Genomic DNA, 24,427 nt, shown 5'->3' on the forward strand with positions numbered 1-24,427 from the left:
GCTCAAGGCGGACTGGAAAGTCAAGATCAACGGCAACAGCATCCACGCATGGCGTGGATCTACTGGGTGCAGCTGTGGCATTTGACCTTGGGTCCGCCTTGAGCGAGCCGAGCACCGCAGGTCCGGCGAGGGCGAAGAGGTGCGGGTGTCTGAGCGCAGCGAGTTCCCGCACCGTCCCTCGACGGACCGAGGAGCGCAGGGTACCGATGCACAGCATCGGCTCGCGACCTGGCGGCGTGTTTCTTTGGTTACTTTCTTGATGACGCACATCCGTGTGCGCCACCCTACGGGCCGGCTACGCCGTTCCACGCTGCTCCTGCAGCGTGGTGCACGAGCAAAGAAAGTGACAAGCACGATCACCGCGGATACGAAAACGGCACCTTCGCAGGTGCCGTCTCCATGAACCGCGTCTACGCGCAGATCAGAACTTCGCGTCGAACTCCGCCGCGTAACCGGTGTTGACCAGTACCTTCTGCAGCGACTCGGCCACCTTCAGGTTGCCGGCCACGATCTGGTGGGTCTCCGGACCGCGGTTGTCCATGCGGCCCAAGGTGGCGCCCTTGAAGTCGCAGACCTTGCCACCGGCCTCGCGGACCAGCAGCAGGCCGGCAGCGATGTCCCACGCCTTCACGCCAGCTTCGAAGTAGGCGTCGGCGCGGCCGCAGGCCACGTAGGCCAGGTCCAGTGCCGCCGAGCCGGTGCGGCGGATGTCTTCGCCGTGTACCAGCAGGGCGTCGACCGCCTTCAGCTGGGCGCTGGCGCGGTTGCGCTCACGCGGCGCGAAGCCGGTGTGGATCATCGTGCCTTCCAGATCCTTGCGTTCGGCCACGCGGATGCGGCGGTCGTTCAGCACGGCGCCGGCGCCACGGCTGGCGGTGAACAGTTCATTGCGCAGCGGGTCGAAGATGACCGCATCGGTCGGCTCGCCATTCTCGACCAGGGCGATCGACACGCAGTAGTGCGGCACGCCGCGCAGGTAGTTGCTGGTGCCGTCCAGCGGGTCGATGACCCACATGTGGCGACGCTCGCCCTGCACGCCGCCTTCCTCGCCGAATACACCGTATTCGGGGTAGGCGCGCTTGAGTTCCTTGACGATGACCTTTTCCGCGTCCGCATCCACTTCGCTGGCGTAGTCCATCCGGCCCTTCTGCACCACGTTCAGTGCCTCGAGCTTGTTGATGTTGCGCAACAGGACGTTGCCGGCGAGGCGGGCGGCCTTGACCATGACGGTTACGGCGGGTTTCTGCATGGCGTGGGCTCCCGGAAAGGCAGAAGAGAAGGGCTGGCGGGGGAAAAGAGCGGGTCCGGCGCAGTGGCCGGCCGCACAGTTTACCATTGGTCATCGTCCAGCTCGACCTTTTCCCTGTTCATGTCCCAGTTTCCTGCCGCCACCCGCCTCCGATTCGTCCTGGTCGGTACCCAGCACCCCGGCAACATGGGCGCCGCCGCCCGCGCCCTGAAGACCATGGGCCTGGCCCGCCTGGTGCTGGTTGCCCCCGAAAAGCCACTGGACGAGGAGGCCTTCCGCCGCTCGGCCGGTGCCGAAGACGTGCTGGGGGATGCCCCGGTGGTGGCCACCCTGGCCGAGGCGGTGGCCGATTGCCGCCTGGTGCTGGGCTGCACCGCCCGCGCACGCCGCGTCCAGCTGGAGGAGTACCTGCCGGCCGATGCCGCTGCCCGCGCGGTGGCCAAGGCCGGCGAGGGCGCCGAGGTGGCGCTGGTGTTCGGCCGTGAGCGCACCGGCCTGACCAACGAGGAACTGCAGCTCTGCCATGCAGCGGTGCACATCCCGTCCGACCCGGAGTTCAGCTCGCTCAACCTGGCTGCCGCCGTGCAGGTGCTGGCCTATGAAACGCGCATGCAGCTGCTGGGCGCGCAGCCGGCCACCGATGCCGAGCCCGGCTTCCGCGAACAGGCGGCCAGCCACGAGCAGATGGAGAGCTTCTTCGCCCAGCTTGGCGACACGCTGGACGAGATCGATTTCCACAAGGGCCGCGCCCCGGAATCGGCGATGCGCAAGCTGCGCCGCCTGTTCCTGCGCAGTGAGCCGAGCGAGCAGGAAGTGCGCCTGCTGCGCGGCATCCTCGCCGACACCCAGCGCATGGCGCGACTGGCCCAGGCAGGCGGCAAGGACAGCTGACGACGTTCTCATTTTTTCGGGTAGTCTGTCCGGATACCCAGGGGGGATGAAGCCTGTGTCGGGTCTGCGAAAGGCAATGCAGGGGGGACTGCTGAGCCTGGCCATGGTCCTGCTGGCCGGGACGGTGCGTGCAGCACCGGACCCGGTGCTGGTGTTGGGCCGGATCAGCGATGATCCCAAGGCCCATTACGAGCAACTGCAACCATTGCTGGACTACGTGGTGGCGCGCATGCACGACGTTGGCATCAAGGAGGGGAGGATCCTGATGGCACGCGACCCGCAGCAGATGGCCAGCTATCTGCGGCGGGGCAGGGTCGACTGGGTCACGGAAACCTCCGGTACGGCGGTGGCGCTGGGCCAGCGCAGTGGCGCCCGTCCACTGCTGCTGACCGAGCGCAACGGCGTGCGGGATTACCAGACGGTGTTCTTCGTGCGCCGCGACAGCCCGATCCAGCGCGTGCAGGATCTGCGGGGCCATCGCCTGGCCCTGCAGAACACGGCGTCCACCAGTGCCTATCTGGTGCCGGTGATGACGTTGCTGCAGGAGGGCCTGTCGCCCCAGATCCTGGCCGGAGCATGGGACATGCCGGGCCGGGACAGTGTGGGTTACGTATTTGCACGCAGCGAGCTGAACATCGCGACGTTCGTGCACAAGGGGGTGGTTGACGTGGGGGCGGTGAGCAGCGTGGACTGGAACGACGAGCGGCGGATGCCGGCAGCGTTCCGGCGCGACTTCCGCGAGCTGCTGCGCACCGAGCCCTACCCGCGTGCGGTGGAGATGGTCCGCGCCGACCTTGATCCACGCGTGCGCGATCGCCTGCAGGAAGTACTGCTGCAGGCAGCCAGCGACCCGCAGGCACAGGGGGCGCTGCATCGATTTTTTGGCACTTCCGGGTTCCACCGCGTCGATGCGCATGCGCAGCAGCGGTTGGATGAATTGAAACAAGGATTGACGCGCGTGCGGATGGAAGTGGAATGAAGTGGCTTGGCTCGGGGATGCAGGCCCGGTTCCTGCTCGCGATGGGCGGGGCGATGGTCGTGGTGATCGCGATCCTTGCGGTGTTGTTGGGGCGGCAGGCCGCGATGCAGGGCGAGGTGCGCAACCTCAGCGGCGGCGTCATCCATGAATTGTTCGACCGCAGCGTGCGCAGTCGCGGCGAGGCGATGGCGCGTGAGCTGTCCGACGCGCTGGCCAACCCGTTGTACTACCGTGACCTGGACCAGGTGGGCGTACTGGTGCGCAGTACCGCGCGCCAGCCCGTGGTGCGCTATGTACTGGTGTTCGATGAACGCGGCCGGCTGGTACACGATGGCTCGGTCGAGGTGTCTGGATTCGGTCAGCCGATGGCCGATCCACTGGCACCCAAGGCCGCGGCCGCGCAGATGCTGGTCGTGCAGGAATCGCCGAAGGTGCTCGACAACGCCATGCCGATCATGATCGGCAACCAGCGCATTGGCGGCGTCCGGGTCGGCATGGCGCTGGATGAGGTGCAGCAGCGCGAGCAGGCGGCCAACGCCACCCTGGGCGAGCGCCTGCAGCAGGTTGGCAGCCGTCACCTGGGCTGGCTGCTGCTGATGCTGGGCCTGCTGGTGGTGATCGGCGTGGTGGTGATCCTGTACGTGCAGCGCACCCTGGTCGCGCCGATCCGTGATCTTGCCGTCGCCGCCCGCCGCATCGAGGCCGGTGACTACCAGACACCCTTGGCCGAGAACACCCGCGACGACGAGGTCGGCGAACTGGTCCGCGGTTTCGCCCGGATGCGCGATGCGATCGCACGCCATGACCGCGAAGTGCGGCGCATGGCCTATACCGACGCGCTGACCGGGCTGACCAACCGGCTGGCATTCCGCGAGGCGCTTGATCATCGGTTGATGGCGGCCCGTGCCGCCAACCACCGGCTGGGCCTGCTGTTCGCCGATATCGACGATTTCAAGCGGGTCAATGACACCCTTGGCCACGAGGCCGGCGATGAGGCATTGCTGCAGTTCGCCCAGCGTATCGGCCGCGCGGTCACCGAGGCCGGGGGCGATGAAGCCCTGCTGGCCCGCTTCGGCGGCGACGAGTTCGTGATCCTGGTCGGAGATGGCGACGTGGCGGCCAATGCGCGGCTGCTGGCCGAAGTGCTGGTGCGCGAGCTGGGCAAGCCGCTGGTGGTGCAGGGCAGGGAACTGTTCCTGGGTACCTCGATCGGCGTGACCCTGTTCCCCGACGATGCTGCCGATGCGACCACGCTGCTGAAGAACGGCGACATCGCCATGTACCAGGCGAAGATGGCCGGCAAGAACTGCTATCGCTATTACAGCCGGGCGATGGACCATGCGGTCGAGCGTCGCGTGCATATGGAACAGGAGCTGCGCGGCGCCTGGGAGCGCGGTGAGCTGCGCCTGGCCTACCAGCCGATCTTCCGCATGCGCGACCGCCGCATGGTCGGCGTTGAAGTACTGCTGCGCTGGCAGCATCCGACCCTGGGCACGATCCCGCCCTCGGTGTTCATCGAGGTGGCCGAGCAGAGTGGCCTGATCGAGATCATCGGCCCGAAGGTGCTGCGTGCGGCCTGCATGGAGGCCTCGCAGTGGCCGCGCGGGGCAGCGGGCGATGAGCTGTTCGTGTCGGTCAACGTGTCACCGCGGCAGCTGCGTGGCGGCGAACTGCCGGCACTGGTCGCGCAGTGCCTGCATGAGTCCGGGCTGCCGGCGTCGCGCCTGCACCTGGAGCTGACCGAAACCGCCGTGATCGGCGACGAGATGGTTGCCGCGCAGCTGCTGGACAAGCTGCACCGCACCGGCGTGAAGGTGTGGCTGGACGATTTCGGTACGGGCTTCTCCGGGCTCAGTCATCTGCGCCAGGTGCCCGTGGACGGCGTGAAGATCGACAAGAGCTTCGTTGCCGACATGCAGCGCGATCCCGACGACCTTGCGCTGACCACGGCGATCATCGCCATGGCCCACGCGCTGGGCATCACCGTGGTGGCCGAGGGCATCGAGCAGCAGGCACAGTTCGAGCTGCTGGCGCAGCGCGGCTGCGATCTTGGCCAGGGCTACTGGCTGAGCCACCCGGTGACCGCCACCGAAGTGGTGCGGATGATCGAATCGGGCGTCTGACCCCAAAAAAGGGGACGGAGGGAATTAAGTCGCAAATGCATAAGCGACTTAATTCCCTCCGTCCCCTTTTTTGTTACAGCGGGCGCTTGCTCGGGTCGCCGGGCAGTTCGCGCACCAGCTTGGGGATCAGGTAGCCGGACAGGCGTGCGGTCAGGCCGGCAATCAGCGCCTTGGCCTGGGTGTCGTCCACTTCGAAATGGGCCACGCCCTCGACCCGGTCCAGCTGGTGCAGGTAATAGGGCAGCACGCCAGCAGCAAAGCTGCGCTCGCTCAGGTCCTGCAGGGCCTGCACGCTGTCGTTGACCCCGCGCAGCAACACCGCCTGGTTCAGCAGCTGGGCGCCGGTACCGCGCAGGCGCGCCATGGCCGCGTCCACGCTGGCGTCGAATTCATTGGCGTGATTGGCGTGGACCACGATCGCCAGCGGCCAGGGCAGGCTGCCCAGCCAGGAGACCAGTTCATCGTCCACGCGCTCCGGCAGCACGATCGGCAGTCGGGTATGGATGCGCAGGCGGCGGATGTGCGGTATCTGGCGCAGGGCGTCGGTCAGTTCCACCAGCTTGTGCGTGGCCAGCGACAGCGGGTCACCGCCGGACAGGATCACCTCGTCGATGTCCGGGTCGGCGGCGATGGCGGCTACGGCCTCCTGCCAGCCGCCCTTGGCGGCGTTCTCCGCGCCATAGTCGAAGTGGCGGCGGAAACAGTAGCGGCAGTTGATCGCGCAGCTGCCGGTGGCGACCAGCAGGGCGCGGCCACGGTACTTCTGGATGACGCCGGTGGCCTTCTTGGCGGCGCCATCGCCCACCGCATCGAAGCTGAACCCGGGCGCCGGGTGCATTTCCGCGTCGATCGGCAGCACCTGGCGCAGCAGCGGGTCGGCCGCATCGCCGGGGCGCATGCGGGCCACGAAGCCCTCCGGCACGCGCAGCGCGAACTGGGCCATGGCCGCCTCCGAGACACCCAGCGCGGCCGGGTCCAGCTGCAGCCGGGCCAGCAGGGCGTGCGGGTCGCGCAGCGCCTGGCGCCAGAGCTGCTGCCAGCGCGCGGGCGCACCTGGCGACTGGGGCCGTGGGAAGGCGGAAAGCTGCATGGAGAGGGGGCCTGCGGTTATCATGGGGGCAGAAAAACAGTCGCCCACCGGCATCCGGTGGGCTTTCCATTCTAACGGCTCGCCGCACCCGCGGCGTTTTTGCCACTCAGGAGTTTACGCATGGCCAGCTACGGCATGAACGACGTCAAGAACGGGATGAAGATCCTGGTCAACAACCAACCGGCCGTCATCATCGACACCGAATACGTCAAGCCGGGCAAGGGCCAGGCCTTCACCCGCGTGAAGTACCGCCTGATCAAGGACGGCCGTACCCAGGAAGTCACCATGAAGTCGACCGACTCGCTGGATGCAGCCGACGTCGTCGATACCGACATGAACTTCATGTACAGCGACGGCGAGTACTGGCACTTCATGGACCCGGAATCCTTCGAGCAGGTCCAGGCCACCAAGGCCGGCATGGGCGGCGCCGAGAAGTGGCTGAAGGGCGAAGAGTCCTGCGTGGTCACCCTGTGGAACGGTGAGCCGATCTTCGTGCAGCCGCCGAACTTCGTTGAACTGAAGATCACCGAAACCGATCCGGGCGTCCGTGGCGACACCTCGGGCGGCGGCGGCAAGCCGGCCACCCTGGAAACCGGCGCCGTGGTCCGCGTGCCGCTGTTCGTGAACCAGGAAGAAGTGATCCGCGTCGACACCCGTTCGGGCGAATACTCCGCACGCGTCAAGTAATCCGGCGCAGCCGGATTACGGTAGTGCCGGCCGCTGGCCGGGTACGCGCCATCGCATTCGCGCTGGCGCTCCCATGATCTGCTTCGGCAGATCATGGGCCCCGCTTCACGAGTCTCCAGACCCCGCCGCTTCGCGGCAGCCCCTGACTCAGGGGCGTGTCCCCCAGAAGTATCTCGCCCCACAGCCAGTGAGCCCGCATGAGCGATAGCCCGCACCTCCCCGAAGCCTGCGACCTGCTCATCGAAGCCGGTTACGTCGTTCCGATCGAGCCGCACGCGGTGGTGCTGGAAGACCATGCCGTTGCCGTGCGTGGCAGTGAAATCGTGGCCATCCTGCCGCGTGCCGAGGCGCGCGCACGGTTCCGCGCCACCCAGGTGGTGAGCCGCCCCGAGGCTGCCCTGATGCCGGGCCTGGTCAATGCGCACACGCACAACCCGATGACGCTGCTGCGCGGCGTCGCCGACGACCTGCCGCTGATGACCTGGCTGCAGCAGCACATCTGGCCGGTGGAAGCGGCGGTGATTGGCCCCGAATTCGTTGCCGACGGCACCACCCTGGCCATCGCCGAGATGCTGCGCGGCGGTACCACCTGTGCCAACGAGAACTACTTCTTCGGCGACGTGCAGGCCGCGGTCTACAAGAAGCACGGTTTCCGCGCGCTGGTGGGCGCGGTCATCATCGATTTCCCCACCGCCTGGGCCAAGACCGATGACGAATACTTCGCCAAGGCCGGTGAACTGCACGACCAGTGGCGCACCGATCCGCTGATCGGCACCGCGTTCGCGCCGCATGCGCCCTACACGGTCAACGATGCCAACTTCGAGCGGGTGCGGATGCTGTCCGACCAGCTCGACATGCAGGTGCACCTGCACACCCACGAGACCGCGCAGGAGATCAACGATTCGATCAAGCTGCACGGCCAGCGCCCGCTGGCGCGGCTGGATCGGCTCGGCCTGGTCAACGACCGCCTGATCGCGGTGCACATGACCCAGCTGACCGATGCGGAAATCCACCTGTGCGCCGAACGTGGCGTCAGCGTGGTGCACTGCCCGGAATCGAACCTGAAGCTGGCCTCCGGTTTCTGCCCGGCCTGCGCCCTGCAGCGCGCCGGCGTGAACCTGGCCATCGGCACCGATGGCTGCGCCAGCAACAACGACCTGGACATGTTCAGCGAGAACCGCACCGCGGCGATCCTGGCCAAGGCCGTGGCCGACGATGCGACCGCGCTCGATGCGGCGACCACGCTGCGCGCCTCCACCCTGGGTGGCGCCCGCGCACTGGGCTTCGGCGACCGCATCGGTTCCATCGAAGTCGGCAAGCAGGCCGATCTGGTCTGCGTCGACCTGTCCGCGCTGGAGACCCAGCCACTGCACAACGTGCTGTCGCAGCTGGTGTACGCCACCGGCCGCCAGCAGGTCAGCGACGTCTGGATTGCCGGCAAGCCGAAGCTGGTGCAGCGCGAGCTGGTCGGCATGGACCTGCCGGGCATCATCGCCAACGCGCGCCAGTGGCGCGAGCGCATCCGTCATATCCGCGCCTGAACCCCGGCGCCGCAAGGACCCCTCATGACTGCCCCCCACGCTTCCTCCAATTTCGATCAGGCCGAGCTGGACAAGTTCGCCGCGCTGGCCAACCGCTGGTGGGACGCTGACGGCCCGCAGAAGCCGCTGCATGCGCTGAACCCGGTGCGCCTGCAGTACGTGGCCGATCGCGTGCCGCTGCGCGGTGCGCGCGTGCTCGACATCGGTTGTGGTGGCGGCCTGTTGAGTGAAGCGCTGGCCCAGGCCGGTGCTGACGTCACCGCCATCGACCTGGCCCCGGAACTGGTCAAGGTCGCGCGCCTGCATGCGCTGGAAAGCGGCGCCAAGGTCGATTACCGGGTGCAGGCTGCCGAAGATCTGGCCGCCGAGCAGCCGGGCAGCTTCGATATGGTCACCTGCATGGAAATGCTCGAGCACGTGCCCGACCCGGGCGCGATCATCGAGGCCTGCAAGCGCCTGCTGAAGCCGGGCGGCCACCTGTTCCTGTCGACCATCAACCGCACCGCCGCCGCCTTCGCGGTGGCGATCGTCGGCGCCGAGTACGTGGCGCGGCTGCTGCCCAAGGGCACGCACCACTACCAGGAATTCATCAAGCCTGCCGAGCTGGCGCGCTGGCTGCGCGAGGCCGACATGCAGCTGGTGGATGTCAGCGGCATGGCCTACGAGCCGTGGCGCAACCAGGCCCGCCTGAGCAGCCGTACCGACATCAACTACCTGGCCTACGCGGTCAAGCCGGCATGACCGCGGCCCGCTTCCCGCGCGCGGTGCTGTTCGATCTGGACGGCACCCTGCTGGACAGCGCGCCGGACTTCGTCGCCACCTGCGACGCGATGCTGGCCGAGCGTGGACGCGCACCCATCGATCCGGCCGCGCTGCGCCCGGTGGTGTCGAAGGGCTCGCGGGCGATGGTCTCGGCTGCGTTCCCGGAACTGGACGTTGCCGCACGTGACGCGCTGATCCCGGAATTCCTGCAGCGCTACGAAGCATTGATCGGCCAGCACGCAGTGCTGTTCGATGGCGTGGCCGGCATGCTCGCCGCGTTGGACGACGCCGGTACGGTGTGGGGCATTGTCACCAACAAGCCTGAATACCTGGCGCGCTTGATCCTGCCGCAGCACGGCTGGCAGCAGCGCTGTGCGGTACTGGTGGGTGGTGACAGCCTGGCCGAACGCAAGCCGCATCCGCTGCCGTTGCTGCACGCCGCGCAGGCCATCGGCATTGCCGCCGAAGACTGCGTGTACGTGGGTGACGACGAGCGCGACATCATCGCCGCGCGTGCCGCGGCCATGCCGTCGGTGGCGGCGTTGTGGGGCTATCGCCTGCACAGCGACGATCCGCTGGCCTGGCAGGCCGACGTGCTGGTCGAGAACGCCGCACTTCTGCAACTGGCCAGTCTCTGGCCGACCCGGCCGGCAGCCCCGGCCCAGCCGTAAGGAATCACGTAGTGAGCAGTACCGCGCTGGACAGTTTCCTCGACAAGTGGCGCAGCCGTTGGCCGGAATGGTCGGTGGCCGCCCCGTTCGTGGCCGAATCGCAACGCGAGCTTGCGGTGGCGTGGTTCGCGCTGCTGCAGGAATTCGACGACATGCTCAACACCAGCGGCGACCCGTTGCCGGCCGACGCCAAGCTGGCATGGTGGGGCGAGGAGCTGCGCAGCTGGGCCGCGCATCGTTCGCGCCATCCGCTGGGCCGCCTGCTGGAGCCGGTGCGTGCGCCGTGGGCGCAGCTGGCCGAAGCACTTCCGGATCTGGTTGAAGCGCGCACGGTCGCGCTGGATGCGGCCGGCGCCGAGCGCGCGCTGGCGAACTACGCAGAGGCCGTGGCCGCGGTGGAGGCAGCCCTGTTCGCGGACAAGCCGCGCACCGGCGCCGGTCGCGCAGTGCAGCTGCAGACTCTGGCCCAGCGCCTGCAGGATGCCGGCGTAGCCGGTGTGCCGCGCAGCCTGCTGGATGGTGATGCCAGCACGGCCGCACAGCGCTGGGCGCAGCATCTGTTGAAGGGCTGGGGCAGCCGCGTGCCCGGCCCGCGCCCGCGCCGCGTGTGGTCCAGCCTGGCGCGTGCACGCGTTGCCGCGCAGGCCGCAGGCAAGCCGATTGAAGCGACCCCGGTGCGCACCCTGCTGCGTGTGTGGTGGGCTGCGCGCGGTTGATCGATCGGCGCTGTTGACTGCTTCTGGTGGGTGCGGACCTTGGTCCGCACGCTCTGTGAGGTTGTGCCGACCAAGGTTGGCACCCACCAAAGCGCATTGCGCGCGTTACTTGCGTTCCAGTACCAGTAGCGGATCGATACGGGTATCGAACCAGTTCATGCCCCAGTGCAGGTGCGGGCCGGTGGCACGACCGGTGGCGCCGACCGCAGCGATCACCTGGCCCTGTTCCACACGGTCGCCAACTTTTACGTCGATGCGCGACAGGTGCAGGAAGTTGGAGCTGACACCGAAACCGTGGTCGAGCAGCAGCGTGCCGCCGGTCAGGTACAGGTCGGGGCCGGCGAAGGTGACGATGCCGGCCGCCGGCGCCTTCACCGGCGTGCCGGTCGGTACCGCGATGTCCATGCCGGAATGACCTGCGCCGGGCTGTCCGTTGTACACGCGTGCGTTGCCGAAGCGGCCGCTGATGCGGCCCTGCACCGGCCAGATGAAGGTCTGGGTGAAGTCGGTGCGATCGTCATCGCGGGCACGCGCGGCGGTCACCTGTGCCTGTTCGCGCTTGATCCGCTCGGCAATCGCCGGCGGCGGGTTGACCGTCTTCGGCGGCACGCCGTTGACCCGCTCGGTGGGCCAGTCGCGCGGGGTCACCGCAATGGTCGCGGTCTCGCTGCCACCATCAGGGCGTTGCACCTGCACGCGCAGCGGACCCTTCTCGTCGCGGCCGATGCCGAACACCACGCTGCCATAGCCGCTCACCCGCAGTTGGCGGCCGGCGTACTGCACGCGGCTGCCGGCGGGTACCTTGCCGATCACCAGTGCGCCCTGCGATGCGCTGGCCGGGAACACCACGCGGCTGTCGATCAGGCTGCCGATGCCGTCCTGTGCCTGCGCCGACGGTGCGGTGAACAGGGGCGCGGCCACCAGCAGCGCCCCGATCAGAAGTGCGGAGCGCATCAGCGGTCGTAGGTCATGCGCTGGCCGGCCGGCTCGCCCACCAGTTTGCTGCCGTCCCACACCAGTTGGCCATTGACCCAGGTGGAGGCCACGCGCGAACGGAAGGTCGTGCCTTCAAACGGCGACCAGCCGCACTTGGACAGCACGTCCTCGCGCTTGACCGTGAACGGCACGTCCTCGACCAGCACCAGGTCGGCGAAGTAACCCTCGCGCAGGAAGCCACGTTCTTCCACGTCGAACAGCTGTGCCGGCGCATGCGCGAACTTCTGCACCACCTGCTCGCGGGTCAGCTTGCCTTCGTGCACGCGCTCCAGCGCGGCCACCAGCGCGTACTGCACCAGCGGCAGGCCCGACGGCGCTTGTGCGTAGGGCTTCTGCTTCTCTTCCCAGGTGTGCGGCGCGTGGTCGGTGGCCAGCACGTCCAGCACGTCGTCGGCCAGCGCGGCGGTGATCGCCTCGCGGTCGGACACTTCCTTGATCGCCGGGTTGCACTTGATCAGGTTGCCCTTGGTCGCATAGTCCGGACGCGCGAAGTGCAGGAAGTGCACGCAGGTTTCGGCGGTGATCTGCTTGCGGCTGCCGTCGGCGCGGATCAGCGGGCCCTTCTCGAACAGCGCCAGCTCATCGGCGGTGGAGATGTGCAGCACATGCAGGCGGGTGCCGTGCTTGCGCGCCAGCGACATCGCCAGGCGGGTCGACTTGATGCAGGCCTCGCGCGAGCGGATGTCCGGATGCATGTCCGGGGTCAGCGCGTCGCCGTATTTCTCCTGGAAGGCCTTCAGGTTGGCGTCGATCATCGGCGTGTCTTCGCAGTGCGTGATGATCGGCGTCGGGCATTCGCGGAAGATCGCGTCCAGCGTTTCCGGATTGTCCACCAGCATGTTGCCGGTGGAGGCGCCCATGAACACCTTCACGCCCGGGGCCTTCTTCGGGTCCAGGGCACGGATGGCGTCCAGGTTGTCATTGCTGGCGCCGTGGTAGAAGCCGTAGTTGGCCCAGGCGCGGCCGCGCGCCAGTTCGTACTTGGCTTCGAGAATGGTCGAATCCAGTGTCGGCGGATTGGTGTTGGGCATGTCCATGAAGCTGGTCAGGCCACCGGCCACCGCAGCCGCCGATTCGCTGGCGATGTCGCCCTTGTGGGTCAGGCCCGGTTCGCGGAAGTGCACCTGGTCGTCGATCATGCCAGGCAGCAACCAGCGTCCGGCTGCGTCCACCACCTGCTCGCCGTCGCGCGGCGCCAGCCCGTTGCCGATCTGCGCGATGCGGCCGTTCTCGATGCGCAGGTCGCCGTCGAAGGTGCGGCCTTCGTTGACCATGCGGGCGTTGGTGATGAGGGTGGAGGACATGTCAGTGTTTTCCTGTGCAACGGCAAGAGGGGGCGTTGGGGGACTCGGGCACGGGGTCGAAGCCGCCGGGATGGAACGGGTGGCAGCGGCCCAGCCGGCGCGCAGCCAGCCAGCTTCCGCGCAGCGGGCCGTGCCGCGCGATGGCGTCCATCGCGTATTCAGAACAGCTCGGCACGAAACGGCAGCGTGGCCCCAGCAGGGGGCTGATGAAGCGCTTGTAGAAGCGCAGCAGGGCAATGAGCAGGCGCGAGATCACCCAGTCATCTTATGCCAGTTGGCATGAAGGCCGCATTTGTGCAGGATGGGCCGTTGGTCGCATGTCGCCGATGGCCTGCGACCGGTACCAGCGCCTTCGGGTGCTGGCCAGGTTCCGTACCGCGCAAGGCGGTCCGTGTTCGTCGGACTGCCTCCAAGGGCGCCTTGACTCCAGGACTGAATGGAGCAGGGGGTCGAGGTTGCTGCTGCGGGTCGGGTAGGCTATAAAGGCCCGCTTTCCCGGGCCCCGGGGAATCCAAGGAAGAGCGTTTCGTGGCTGCTAAAAAAACTGCAAAGAAGGCCGCAACGGCCGCCAAGAAAACCGCCAAGCCTGTTGTGAAGAAGTTGGCGGCAAAGCCCGTTGCCAAGAAACCGGCCAGCAAGCCGGCGACCAAGGCAGCGTCCTCGCAACCGGCGGCCAGGAAGGCCACCGCAAAGAAAACGCCGGTCAAGGCAACCAAGCCGGTGGCGAAGAAGGCTGCTGCGCCCGCCAAGGCCAAGCCTGCCGCTGCCAGCAAGAAGGCGCCGGTAGTGAAGAAAGCCGCCAGCAAGGCCGCGCCGGTGAAGAAGGCCGCCACCAAGCCGGTGGCGAAGAAGGCAGCAGCCAAGCCGGCGCCGAAGGCGGTGGTGAAGAAGGCTGCGGCCAAGCCGGTCGCCAAACCTGCAGCGAAGAAGGTTGCTGCGGCTAAACCGGTGGCCACGCCTGCCGCTGTAAAGAAAGTCACCAAGAATGTTGCCGCGCCGGCCGCAAAGCCGACCCCGGCCCCCGTAGTGAAGTCCGCACCGAAGCCTGCCCCCAAGCCGGCTCCGGCCAAGCCTGTCCCGGCCAAGACCGTGGCAGTGGCAGCAGCCCAACCGGCCCCCAAGCCGGCCCCGGCCGCCGCTCCTGCTGCTTCGAAGGCCCCGCAATCCAAGAATCCCGTGCCCGTTTCGAAATCGCCTGCCAAAACCGCCGTGAAATCCGATTCCGCCCCGAAGACCGTGTCGCGCCCTGTCGGCAAGGTTGCCGTGGCCGTCGCCGCCCGCTCGGCGGCACCGGCCCCGCGCAGCAAGTACAAGGTGGTCGAGTACAAGACCGACGAGGCCACCGGCCGCCCGATCCTGCCGGCTGGCTACAAGCCGTCCTCGGAAGAGGAATACATGAGCCCGCTGCAGCAGGAGTACTTCCGCCAGCGGCTGCAGAACTGGCGCGCGGACCTGGTGGAAGAGTCCAAGCAGACCATCGAGAACCTGCGCGAGGAAGTGCGTGACATCGGCGACGAAGCCGAGCGTGCGACCCGCGAGACCGAGAACTCGCTGGAACTGCGTACCCGTGACCGCTACCGCAAGCTGATCGGCAAGATCGACAGCACCCTGAAGCGCCTGGAAGCGGGCGACTATGGTTACTGCGTCGACACCGGCGAAGAAATCGGCCTGGAGCGCCTGGAAGCGCGCCTGACCGCCGAACGCACCATCGACGCCCAGGAGCGCTGGGAGCACCTGCAGAAGCAGCAGGGCGACTGATTCCTGATCGTTGTCTGGTCATGCGAAAAACCCGGCCTCGGCCGGGTTTTTTGTTGGGTGTGGTTGGCTGGGTAGAACGGGGCCTTCCGGGTATAGGAGGGAGCCTGTGTGCGCGGTTGCTGTAAAGCCTAGCCCATGCCCGGCTCGGGTCGAAGGCGCGGGCAAAGAAGAGCAAAAGCAAAAGCAGCCAAGCATGGCTTGGCTCCACCAAGGGCGGTCATGCGTGCGCTCGCGGCTGTTGGGTCCGCCTTGTAGCGAGCCGAGCACCGCAGGGGAATCAGGGGCGAAGAGGCGCCGCTGTTTGAGCGCAGCGAGTTCGGCGCCGTCCCCTGATTCACCGAGGAGCACAGGGCACCGGCGCGCAGCGTCGGCTCGCGGATGGCGGCGCGTTTCTTTTGGTTACTTTTCTTTTCGCGCGAAAAGAAAAGTGACACCCCACCGCGGTCACGGAAAGAGCCCGCCGGGCATGGCCCGGCGCTACCGGCGCGTGGGCGCGCGGAAATCCGCTCTATTGCAGGTCGCGAAGATTCAGTTTCCGCAACGTCGGGTTCTTCCACGCCGTGATCCCGGCCACGCTCAGCACCGCGAACCCACCCAGCACCACTGCCGGCACCAGGCCGAGCAGCTTTGCCATCGTGCCGGCATAGAACGCGCCCAGTTCGTTGGACGAACTGATGAAGATGCCGTTGATCGACGACACCCGGCCGCGCATTTCTTCCGGTGTGGCCAGCTGCAGGATGGTCGAGCGGATCACCACCGACACGCCATCGAAGGCCCCATAGAACAGCAGGATCAGCGCGGACAGCCAGAAGTGTTGCGACAGCCCGAAGCTGATCACGCACAGGCCGAAGCCGGCCACCGCGAACAGCAGCACGCGGCCGGCATTGCGGTGCAGCGGGTGGCGCGCCAGCCACAGGCCAACGCAGACCGAGCCCAGCGCCGGCATTGCGCGCAGGATGCCCAGGCCTTCCGGACCGTGGTGCAGGATCTCGTGCAGGAACGCCGGCAGCATCGCCACCACGCCGCCCAGCAGCACCGAGAACATGTCCAGCGCCATCGCCCCGACCATGATCCGGTTGCCGACCACGAAGCGCGCGCCTTCAGCGATGCTCTTGAAGATCGGGGCGGCCGGGCCGGTATGCACCGGTTCTTCCACCTTCAGCGTGGCCAGGCAGGCCATCGCCACCAGCGCGAAGCCCGTGGCCACCGCGTAGGACAGGCCCTTGCCGCCGAAGCCGACCAGCACGCCGCCCAATGCCGGACCGGCCACCATGCCGGCCTGGAACACCACGGCGCCGAGGCCAGCGCCACGTGCGAACTGGTCACGGGCCAGCACGCGGGCGAACAGGGCGTTGTAGATCGGCGACAGGAAGGCGCGGACCATGCCGGTCAGCGCAATGGCCGCATAGATCGGCCACACGCCTTCGAACGGCAGCCAGCCCTTGGCCACGCCGGTCAACACCAGCGCGGTGGCGATCAACCCGGAGCAGGCGACCATGCCGAGCCGGCGGCGCGGCAGGTGGTCGACCAGATAACCAGCGAATGGCGCGACGCAGAAGAACGGCAGCACCTCGGCCAGGCCAACCAGGCCCAGCGAGAACGGATTGCGGGTGACTTCGTAGATGTGCCAGCCGACGGTGACCGCGACCACCTGGTAGGACAGCATCGCGAAGATGCGGTAGGCCAGCAGCTTGGCAAAACCGGGCCGGGACAGCAGCCCCAGCGCGGTGTCTTCGGCCGTGGCGGGTTCGCTCACGACGGGTCGCGCTGCAGCTGGGCCTGCGCGGTCTCGCGGATGAAGGCCAGCATCGCCGCCACGCCGTTGCTGCGGGTGGGCGAGAGGTGGCGGGCCAGGCCGATGTCCTGGATGTAGCTCGGTTCGGTGGCCAGGATCTCCTGCGCCGAGCGCCCGGAGTACACGCGCAGGGCCAGGAAGATCAGGCCGGAAACGATGGCCGAATCACTGATGGCGTGGAAGCGCAGCGACTGCGCATTGCCTTCCGGCACGATCCAGACCATCGACTGGCAGCCGAGCAGGCGGTGCTCTTCGGTCTTCCATTCGTCCGGGAAGGCGGGCAGCTTACGGCCGAGGTCGATCAGGTACTGGTAGCGCTCGGACCAGTCGCCGAAGAAGCCGAATTCCTCGGCGATGGCGGTCTGGGCCTCGGCGGCGGTGGGTTCAAGCGGGAACGGGGAGTCGGTCACAACAGTCTCTACAGTGGAGCGTGGCCGGCGGACCGGCCACGGGGCAGGGTGGGTCAGCCGCGCTTGCGTGACCAGCGCACGCCCTGCGGGGTGTCTTCCAGCACGATGCCTTCGGTGGCCAGCTGGTCGCGGATGGCATCGGAACGGGCGAAATCGCGCGCCTGCTTGGCGGCGGCACGCTCGTCGATCAGGCCCTGGATGCGGGCATCTTCGCCATCATCGCTGGCCGCGGTGCCGAACCACTGCGCTGGATCGGCCTGCAGCAGGCCCAGGGCCAGGCCGGCACCGAGCAGTTCGCCCTTCAGGCGCACCTGTTCGGCAGGGTCGGTGGCCCGGCGTGCATCTGCGGCGATGCGGGCCACTTCGGCCAGTGCCTGCGGGGTGTTCAGGTCGTCATCAAGAGTCGCCTCGACCGTGGCCGGGATCGCCACGACCGCCTCGACCGACGCCAGCTCGCGCAGCGTGCCGTACAGGCGGTCCAGGGTGCGCACCGACTGCTCGATGAGGCCATCGGACCAGTCCAGCGGCTGCCGGTAGTGGGCCGACAGCAGGGCCAGGCGCAGCGCTTCCGGCGGGTGCTGGCGGACCAGGTCGTGCACGCGTTCGATGTTTCCCAGCGACTTGCTCATCTTGGCGCCGCCGAAGTTGAGCATGCCGTTGTGCAGCCAGAAGCGGGCGAAGATCTTGCCGCCGTGGGCACATTCGCTCTGCGCAAGCTCGTTCTCGTGGTGCGGGAACTGCAGGTCGACGCCGCCGGCATGGATATCGATGGTCTCGCCCAGGTGGGCGGCAGCCATCGCCGAGCATTCGATATGCCAGCCCGGGCGGCCACGGCCCCAGGGAGACTCCCAGCCAGGGAGGTCATCGCTGGACGGCTTCCACAGCACGAAATCGCCTGGGTCGCGCTTGTACGGGGCCACGTCGACGCGAGCGCCGGCCAGCATCTCTTCCGGGTCGCGGCGCGAGAGCTTGCCGTAGCCTTCGAAGCTGGCCACCGCGAACAGCACGTGGCCTTCGGCGGCGTAGGCATGACCATTGGCGATCAGCTGCTCGATCATGGTGATGATCTGCGGGATGTGCGCGGTCACTTCCGGTTCGATGTCCGGCGGCACCACGCCCAGCGCGGCCATGTCTTCACGGTAGGCGGCGGCGAACCTGTCGGTGATGGTGCTGATCGGCACGCCCTGCTCGCGCGCGGCGTTGTTGATCTTGTCGTCCACGTCGGTGATGTTGCGCGCGTAGCGCAGGCCACCGAAACGGCGTCGCAGCAGATCGGCCAGCACCCCGAACACTACCGGGCCACGGGCGTTGCCGATGTGCACGTAGTTGTAGACCGTCGGGCCGCACACATACAGGGTCGGACAGGCCGGGTCGAGCGGGGTGAACGGTTCGAGCTGGCGAGTCAGGTTGTTGTGCAGGCGCAGGGTCATGGGGCTGTGGCTGGGGGACAAGCCTGTGATTTTAGAACGTGTCGGCCCCCTTTGGGGGCACCGCCTGCCACCGGTGGACGCCGGGTCCAACCAGGGTGGGGTGGGCAGGAGCAGCGTGGACGGGTAATGTTCAGCCCCTTGCGCTCGCCACTGCCTACACTATTGCCGTGTCCTTGCTCCCTTCGCCAATGAAATCCACCGCGTTGCTGACCCTGGCCTGCCTGTCGGCGCTGGCCGCCGTGGCCCAGGCGCAGGAGGCCGAGCCCCGCAACCGGGTGGTGATCGTGGAGAACGTGAAGTTCGACTACGCGCAGGTACTGAACGTCGAACCCGTGTTCCAGACCCTGCGCGCGACCCGTACCGAAGAACACTGCGAGCCGGTCTCGACCCGGACCCTGGCGCCGGTCAATGTCACTGGTGAGGAGCCGGTCGAGGACAAGGGCCGAATCAGCCGCTTCTGGGACTCGGTACGCTCGATGTTCAAGCGCAGCGATGAAGAGGTCTCCGAGGATACCGCCGCCGAGTCACCGGCTCCGGCGCCGGCACCGGCCAACAATGGTCCGATGCTGACCCGCGACTGTCGCATCGTGCCGGTGGGACGTGAATTCCGCCGGCCCATCGCCTACGACGTGGACTACGTCTACAAGGGCACCAAGTACCGCTCGCGGCTGCCGGAAGATCCCGGCAACCGGCTCAAGATCCGGGTGTCGATCACCCCCTGGGTCGGCCCCGAGCAGGGCGCCGCCGGCAATCCCTGATTCTGCGACCCCGGCCCCTTGCGTCGGCCCCGGCCGCATGCAAAGATGGATGACCATGAAGCTCACCGACTTCCAGCACGACAGCAGCGCAGCCCGACAGGCGTCGGGCATGACCTCGCGTGCGCGTCGACCGGAACCCCACATCCTCGCTGGGTAACCGGAGCTTTTTGCTGTTCGTCCGAAAAAAACCCAGCCCGCCGGCTGGGTTTTTTCGTTTCCGCGTCATGAAAGCTGCAACTGCAACCTTTTCGTTCCACCTTTGCTTCCTGTTTTCCCTTCCACCGCGTCGAACCCGGCGCCGCCACGCAAGGAAAGATGATGTCCCCCAAGCACTTCCTGAACACCCAGGACTGGAGCCGCAGCGAGCTCGACGCGCTGCTGACCCAGGCCGCGCTGTTCAAGCGCAACAAGCTCGGCGACCAGCTCAAGGGCAAGTCGATCGCGCTGGTGTTCTTCAATCCGTCCATGCGCACCCGCACCAGCTTTGAACTGGGTGCGTTCCAGCTGGGTGCCCACGCGGTGGTGCTGCAGCCGGGCAAGGATGCGTGGCCGATCGAGTTCAACCTCGGCACGGTGATGGACGGCGATACCGAAGAGCACATCGCGGAAGTGGCCAAGGTGCTGGGCCGTTACTGCGACATCATCGCCGTGCGCGCGTTCCCCAAGTTCATCGACTGGGCCTACGACCGCCAGGACATCGTCCTCAACAGCTTCGCCAAGTACTCGCCGGTGCCGGTCATCAACATGGAGACCATCACCCACCCGTGCCAGGAGCTGGCCCACATCATGGCCCTGCAGGAGCACTTCGGCACCCAGGACCTGCGCGGCAAGAAGTACGTGCTGACCTGGACCTATCACCCCAAGCCGCTGAACACCGCCGTCGCCAATTCGGCGCTGACCATCGCCACCCGCATGGGCATGGACGTGACCCTGCTGTGCCCGACCGCCGACTACATCCTCGACGACCGCTACATGGGCTGGGCCGAGCAGAACGTGGCCGAGAGCGGCGGCTCGCTGAAGATCAGCCATGACATCGACAGCGCCTACGCCGGTGCCGACGTGGTCTACGCCAAGAGCTGGGGCGCGCTGCCGTTCTTCGGCAACTGGGAACCGGAAAAGCCGATCCGCGACCAGTTCAAGCACTTCATCGTGGACGAGCGGAAGATGGCGCTGACCAACAACGGTGTGTTCAGCCACTGCCTGCCGCTGCGCCGCAACGTGAAGGCCACCGACGCGGTGATGGATTCGCCGCAGTGCATCGCCATCAACGAAGCCGAGAACCGCCTGCACGTGCAGAAGGCGATCATGGCGGCGGTTGCCGGGCGCTGAATCAAACAAGGGGTAGAGCCGACCGTTGGTCGGCTGCTCCCGCAGCGGCGCATCCAACATTTCAGCCGACCAGCGGTCGGCTCTACCGAATTCCCATCCCCCAAGTGGACCTGATCCCCATGAGCAACAAAGACGTCGTTCTCGCCTTCTCCGGCGGCCTGGATACCAGCTTCTGCGTGCCGTACCTGCAGGAGCGCGGCTACAACGTGCACACCGTGTTCGCCGATACCGGCGGCGTGGATGATGAAGAGCGTGATTTCATCGAGAAGCGCGCCGCCGAGCTGGGCGTGACCAGCCACGTCACCGTCAACGGTGGCCCGGCCATCTGGGAAGGCTTCGTCAAGCCGTTCGTGTGGGCCGGCGAAGGCTACCAGGGCCAGTACCCGCTGCTGGTCTCGGACCGCTACCTGATCGTCGATGCCGCGCTGAAGCGTGCCGCCGAACTGGGCACCAACATCATCGCCCACGGCTGCACCGGCATGGGCAACGACCAGGTCCGCTTCGACCTGGCCGTGAAGGCGCTGGGTGACTACCAGATCATCGCGCCGATCCGCGAGATCCAGAAGGAACACACCCAGACCCGCGCCTACGAGCAGAAGTACCTGGAAGAGCGCGGCTTCGGCGTGCGCGCCAAGCAGCAGGCCTACACCATCAACGAGAACCTGCTGGGCCTGACCATGTCCGGCGGCGAGATCGACCGTTGGGAAGCCCCGGGCGAGGGCGCCCGTGGCTGGTGCGCACCGCGCAGCGAGTGGCCGGAGCAGGCGCTGACCGTCACCCTGAAGTTCGTTGAAGGCGAAGCCGTTGAACTGAACGGCAAGGCGCTGCCGGGCGACCAGATCCTGGCCCAGCTCAACAAGCTGTTCGCCCCGTACGGCGTCGGTCGCGGCGTGTACACCGGCGACACCGTGATCGGCCTGAAGGGCCGCATCGTGTTCGAGGCCCCGGGCCTGGTGTCGCTGCTGGCCGCACACCGCGCGCTGGAAGATGCGGTGCTGACCAAGCAGCAGAACCGCTTCAAGCCGGACGTGGCGCGCAAGTGGGTGGAGCTGGTCTACGAAGGCTTCTACCACGACCCGCTGAAGACCGACATCGAGGCCTTCCTGAAGTCCTCGCAGGCCAAGGTCAATGGCGAAGTGGTGCTGGAAACCCGCGGCGGCCGCGTCGATGCAGTGGCGGTGAAGTCGCCGCACCTGCTCAACACCAAGGGCGCCACCTACGCGCAGTCGGCCGACTGGGGCGTGGAGGAGGCCGAAGGCTTCATCAAGCTGTTCGGCATGAGCTCGACGCTTTACGCGCAAGTCAATCGCTGAGCGATTGACCACGCATTCCTCCTCAACCCTGCGCCGTTGGCGCGCCCCCTTCAACAAGAAGGGGGCTCTCCTCCAGATGCGCTCCGGTAGCGCTGGGCCATGCCCGGCGGAATTCCACAGGATTGTTGATTCATGCTTGAACAGACGCTCGATCACCTGCAGGCCCTGGTGTCCTTCGACACCCGCAACCCGCCGCGTGCGATCACCACCGGTGGCATCTTCGATTACCTGCGCGCGAACCTGCCCGGCTTCAACGTCGAGGTGATCGACCACGGTGCCGGTGCGGTCAGCCTGTACGCCGTGCGTGGTACGCCGAAGTACCTGTTCAACGTGCATCTGGATACCGTGCCGGATTCGCCGCACTGGAGTGCCGACCCGCACGTGATGCGCCGCCTGGAAGATCGTGTGATCGGCCTGGGCGTGTGTGACATCAAGGGCGCCGCCGCTGCACTGGTGGCCGCGGCCAACGCCAGTGATGGCGATGCCGCGTTCCTGTTCTCCAGCGACGAAGAAGCCAACGATCCGCGCTGCATCGCCGCGTTCCTGGCCCGTGGCCTGCCATATGAAGCGGTGCTGGTGGCGGAGCCGACCATGAGCGAAGCGGTGCTGGCGCACCGAGGCATCAGCTCGGTGCTGATGCAGTTCTCCGGTCGCGCCGGGCATGCCTCGGGCAAGCAGGATGCGGCCGCCAGCGCACTGCATCAGGCCATGCGCTGGGGCAACCGTGCGCTGGACCATGTGGAATCGCTGGCCTCGGCGCGCTTCGGCGGCCTCACCGGCCTGCGCTTCAACATCGGTCGCGTCGAAGGTGGCATCAAGGCCAACATGATTGCACCGGCCGCCGAAGTGCGGTTCGGGTTCCGTCCGCTGCCGTCGATGGACATCGATGGCCTGCTGGCGACCTTCGCCGGTTTTGCCGAACCGGAAGCCGCACTGTTCACCGAAACCTTCCGTGGCCCCAGCCTGCCGGCCGGTGACATCGCCGAGGCCGAGAACCGCCGCCTGCTGGCACGCGACGTGGCCGATGCGCTGGAACTGCCGATCGGCAACGCGGTGGACTTCTGGACAGAGGCCTCGCTGTTCTCGGCCGGCGGCTACACCACGCTGGTGTTCGGCCCGGGTGACATCGCCCAGGCCCACACCGCCGATGAGTTCGTGACGCTGGAGCAGCTGCAGCGCTACACCGACGCCGTGCACCGCATCATCGCCGCCGGCGCCTGATCGACTCTACAACGCCGCCCGGCCCTGGCCGGGTGGAACTGCAACGCGGCGACCGCCGCCTGTGACGAAACCGAAATGTCTCCTGCCCTCCAGCCCCACCGCCAGACCCGCCAGACCATCGTGCGCCTGCTTTCCAGCATGGCCAGCGCGAAGGAGATCAGCCAGTACCTCAAGCGCTTTTCTCAGTTGGATGCCAAGCGCTTTGCCGTGGTCAAGGTCGGCGGCGCGGTGCTGCGCGACGATCTCGACGCGCTGACCTCTTCGCTGTCGTTCCTGCAGGAAGTCGGCCTGACCCCGATCGTGCTGCACGGCGCCGGCCCGCAGCTGGATGCCGAGCTGTCGGCCGCCGGCATCGAGAAGCAGACTGTCAACGGCCTGCGCGTGACCTCGCCGGAGGCGCTGGCGATCGTGCGCCGGGTGTTCCAGCAGTCCAACCTGCGCCTTGTCGAAGCCCTGCAGCAGAACGGCGCGCGTGCCACCTCGATCACCGGTGGCGTGTTCGAGGCGGAGTACCTGGACGTGGACACCTACGGCCTGGTCGGTGAAGTGAAGCGGGTCAACCTGGCGCCGATCGAGGCCAGCCTGCGCGCCGGTTCTATCCCGGTCATCACCAGCCTGGGCGAAACCGCGGGTGGCCAGATCCTCAACGTCAACGCCGACTTCGCCGCCAACGAGCTGGTGCAGGAGCTGCAGCCGTACAAGATCATTTTCCTGACCGGCACCGGCGGCCTGCTGGACGAGCAGGGCAGCGTGATCGATTCGATCAACCTGTCCACCGAGTACGACCACCTGATCGCGCAGCCGTGGATCCACGGCGGCATGAAGGTGAAGATCGAACAGATCAAGGACCTGCTCGACCGCCTGCCGCTGGAATCGTCGGTGTCCATCACGCGCCCGGCTGACCTGGCCAAGGAACTGTTCACCCACAAGGGCTCGGGCACGCTGGTGCGCAAGGGCGAGAAGGTGCTGCGCGCCACCGCGTGGAACGAGCTGGACCTGCCACGGCTGAAGGGCCTGATCGAATCCAGCTTCGGCCGCACGCTGGTGCCTGACTATTTCCAGAAGACCAAGCTGCTGCGCGCCTATGTCAGCGAGAACTACCGCACCGCGGTGATCCTCACCGACGAAGCCGAGGGCGTGTACCTGGACAAGTTCGCCGTGCTCGATGATGCACAGGGTGAAGGCCTCGGCCGCGCGGTGTGGAACGTGATGCGGGATGAAACGCCGCAGCTGTTCTGGCGTTCGCGCAATGGCAACCCGATCAATCACTTCTACTATGCTGAATCCGATGGCTGCTACAAGCAGGGCCATTGGAAGGTGTTCTGGTACGGCGCCGATGGCATCGACCGGATCAGCACCTATGTCGACCACTGCGCCCAGCGCGCACCGAGCCTGCAGGGCTGA

22 protein-coding genes are annotated in these 24,427 nt (G+C 67.0%); 14 read left to right on the top strand and 8 right to left on the bottom strand.

The window, feature by feature from the left end; translation table 11 throughout:
• Positions 1-421: 421 nt before the first annotated feature.
• Positions 422-1,249: an inositol monophosphatase family protein gene (locus ABE423_RS13690; RefSeq protein ID WP_049401244.1), complete on the bottom strand. Its 828-nt coding sequence runs from the start codon at positions 1,247-1,249 to the stop codon at positions 422-424.
• A 120-nt stretch (positions 1,250-1,369) separates the two neighbouring features.
• Between ABE423_RS13690 and ABE423_RS13695 the strand changes: the two genes are divergently transcribed.
• The 3 genes from ABE423_RS13695 to ABE423_RS13705 all read left to right on the top strand — a co-directional run bounded on the left by ABE423_RS13695 (position 1,370) and on the right by ABE423_RS13705 (position 5,242).
• Positions 1,370-2,140, top strand: a complete 771-nt coding sequence (locus ABE423_RS13695) for an RNA methyltransferase (protein WP_049423915.1) — start codon at positions 1,370-1,372, stop codon at positions 2,138-2,140.
• Between the two features lie 76 nt (positions 2,141-2,216).
• Positions 2,217-3,119 (top strand): phosphate/phosphite/phosphonate ABC transporter substrate-binding protein, encoded by a 903-nt coding sequence (locus ABE423_RS13700; protein WP_032952775.1) that lies wholly within the window; start codon positions 2,217-2,219, stop codon positions 3,117-3,119.
• Positions 3,116-5,242 (top strand): EAL domain-containing protein, encoded by a 2,127-nt coding sequence (locus ABE423_RS13705; protein WP_132810513.1) that lies wholly within the window; start codon positions 3,116-3,118, stop codon positions 5,240-5,242. The genes ABE423_RS13700 and ABE423_RS13705 overlap by 4 nt, the downstream gene beginning before the upstream one ends.
• A 73-nt stretch (positions 5,243-5,315) precedes the next feature.
• On the opposite strand, the gene epmB is transcribed toward ABE423_RS13705, so the two are convergent.
• Positions 5,316-6,356: an EF-P beta-lysylation protein EpmB gene (gene epmB, locus ABE423_RS13710; protein WP_132810512.1), complete on the bottom strand. Its 1,041-nt coding sequence runs from the start codon at positions 6,354-6,356 to the stop codon at positions 5,316-5,318.
• 96 nt (positions 6,357-6,452) lie between these two features.
• On the opposite strand from epmB, the gene efp reads away from it, so the two are divergent.
• The 5 genes from efp (at position 6,453) to ABE423_RS13735 (ending at position 10,709) form a co-directional block, all read left to right on the top strand.
• Entirely contained in the window at positions 6,453-7,019 is a 567-nt protein-coding gene (gene efp, locus ABE423_RS13715) for an elongation factor P (RefSeq protein ID WP_014037874.1), read from the top strand.
• Positions 7,020-7,216: 197 nt separating this feature from the next.
• Positions 7,217-8,560 carry a TRZ/ATZ family hydrolase gene (locus ABE423_RS13720; protein ID WP_014037873.1) on the top strand — a complete coding sequence of 448 codons (1,344 nt, stop codon included), beginning with the start codon at positions 7,217-7,219 and terminating at the stop codon, positions 8,558-8,560.
• 24 nt (positions 8,561-8,584) lie between these two features.
• The gene (ubiG, locus tag ABE423_RS13725) at positions 8,585-9,301 is read left to right on the top strand and encodes a bifunctional 2-polyprenyl-6-hydroxyphenol methylase/3-demethylubiquinol 3-O-methyltransferase UbiG (protein WP_346486425.1); all 717 of its coding nucleotides are present in this window, start codon (positions 8,585-8,587) and stop codon (positions 9,299-9,301) included.
• Entirely contained in the window at positions 9,298-9,993 is a 696-nt protein-coding gene (locus tag ABE423_RS13730) for a phosphoglycolate phosphatase (RefSeq protein ID WP_125895510.1), read from the top strand. The genes ubiG and ABE423_RS13730 overlap by 4 nt, the downstream gene beginning before the upstream one ends.
• An 11-nt stretch (positions 9,994-10,004) precedes the next feature.
• Positions 10,005-10,709 (top strand): squalene/phytoene synthase family protein, encoded by a 705-nt coding sequence (locus ABE423_RS13735; protein ID WP_049460737.1) that lies wholly within the window; start codon positions 10,005-10,007, stop codon positions 10,707-10,709.
• Positions 10,710-10,814: 105 nt separating this feature from the next.
• Here the strand turns inward: ABE423_RS13735 and ABE423_RS13740 are convergent, their stop codons facing one another.
• The 3 genes from ABE423_RS13740 to yidD are packed head-to-tail and all read right to left on the bottom strand — an operon-like array spanning position 10,815 to position 13,265.
• Positions 10,815-11,663, bottom strand: coding sequence for a M23 family metallopeptidase (locus ABE423_RS13740; protein WP_180866268.1), 849 nt, complete (start codon positions 11,661-11,663; stop codon positions 10,815-10,817).
• Complete coding sequence (locus ABE423_RS13745) at positions 11,663-13,009, bottom strand: dihydroorotase (protein ID WP_010486624.1); 1,347 nt, start codon at positions 13,007-13,009, stop codon at positions 11,663-11,665. Before ABE423_RS13745 ends, ABE423_RS13740 begins: the two co-directional genes overlap by 1 nt.
• Before the next feature lies 1 nt (position 13,010).
• A complete protein-coding gene (yidD, locus tag ABE423_RS13750) occupies positions 13,011-13,265 on the bottom strand; it encodes a membrane protein insertion efficiency factor YidD (protein WP_080356488.1) in 255 nt (84 codons plus the stop codon).
• Between the two features lie 272 nt (positions 13,266-13,537).
• On the opposite strand from yidD, the gene dksA reads away from it, so the two are divergent.
• Positions 13,538-14,767, top strand: a complete 1,230-nt coding sequence (gene dksA, locus ABE423_RS13755; RefSeq protein WP_346486429.1) for an RNA polymerase-binding protein DksA — start codon at positions 13,538-13,540, stop codon at positions 14,765-14,767.
• A gap of 508 nt (positions 14,768-15,275) precedes the next feature.
• On the opposite strand, the gene ABE423_RS13760 is transcribed toward dksA, so the two are convergent.
• Genes ABE423_RS13760 through cysS form a run of 3 tightly spaced genes read right to left on the bottom strand, consistent with a single transcriptional unit; the run spans position 15,276 to position 18,402 of the window.
• Positions 15,276-16,523, bottom strand: a complete 1,248-nt coding sequence (locus tag ABE423_RS13760) for an MFS transporter (protein ID WP_032129395.1) — start codon at positions 16,521-16,523, stop codon at positions 15,276-15,278.
• Positions 16,520-16,972: a SufE family protein gene (locus tag ABE423_RS13765; RefSeq protein WP_049423936.1), complete on the bottom strand. Its 453-nt coding sequence runs from the start codon at positions 16,970-16,972 to the stop codon at positions 16,520-16,522. The genes ABE423_RS13760 and ABE423_RS13765 overlap by 4 nt, the downstream gene beginning before the upstream one ends.
• A gap of 53 nt (positions 16,973-17,025) precedes the next feature.
• Complete coding sequence (gene cysS / locus ABE423_RS13770) at positions 17,026-18,402, bottom strand: cysteine--tRNA ligase (RefSeq protein ID WP_346486432.1); 1,377 nt, start codon at positions 18,400-18,402, stop codon at positions 17,026-17,028.
• A 188-nt stretch (positions 18,403-18,590) separates the two neighbouring features.
• On the opposite strand from cysS, the gene ABE423_RS13775 reads away from it, so the two are divergent.
• From ABE423_RS13775 to ABE423_RS13795, 5 genes are all read left to right on the top strand, one after another.
• A complete protein-coding gene (locus ABE423_RS13775; RefSeq protein WP_032129397.1) occupies positions 18,591-19,160 on the top strand; it encodes a hypothetical protein in 570 nt (189 codons plus the stop codon).
• 318 nt (positions 19,161-19,478) lie between these two features.
• Positions 19,479-20,489 carry an N-acetylornithine carbamoyltransferase gene (locus ABE423_RS13780; RefSeq protein ID WP_032129398.1) on the top strand — a complete coding sequence of 337 codons (1,011 nt, stop codon included), beginning with the start codon at positions 19,479-19,481 and terminating at the stop codon, positions 20,487-20,489.
• Positions 20,490-20,608: 119 nt separating this feature from the next.
• A complete protein-coding gene (locus tag ABE423_RS13785) occupies positions 20,609-21,802 on the top strand; it encodes an argininosuccinate synthase (RefSeq protein WP_049447895.1) in 1,194 nt (397 codons plus the stop codon).
• 132 nt (positions 21,803-21,934) lie between these two features.
• Entirely contained in the window at positions 21,935-23,023 is a 1,089-nt protein-coding gene (locus tag ABE423_RS13790; protein ID WP_125894470.1) for an acetylornithine deacetylase, read from the top strand.
• 75 nt (positions 23,024-23,098) lie between these two features.
• Positions 23,099-24,427: an acetylglutamate kinase gene (locus tag ABE423_RS13795; protein WP_032129401.1), complete on the top strand. Its 1,329-nt coding sequence runs from the start codon at positions 23,099-23,101 to the stop codon at positions 24,425-24,427.

It is taken from the genome of Stenotrophomonas sp. TWI1409 (assembly GCF_039673015.1).
GTDB classification, from domain to species: Bacteria; Pseudomonadota; Gammaproteobacteria; order Xanthomonadales; family Xanthomonadaceae; genus Stenotrophomonas; species Stenotrophomonas maltophilia_A.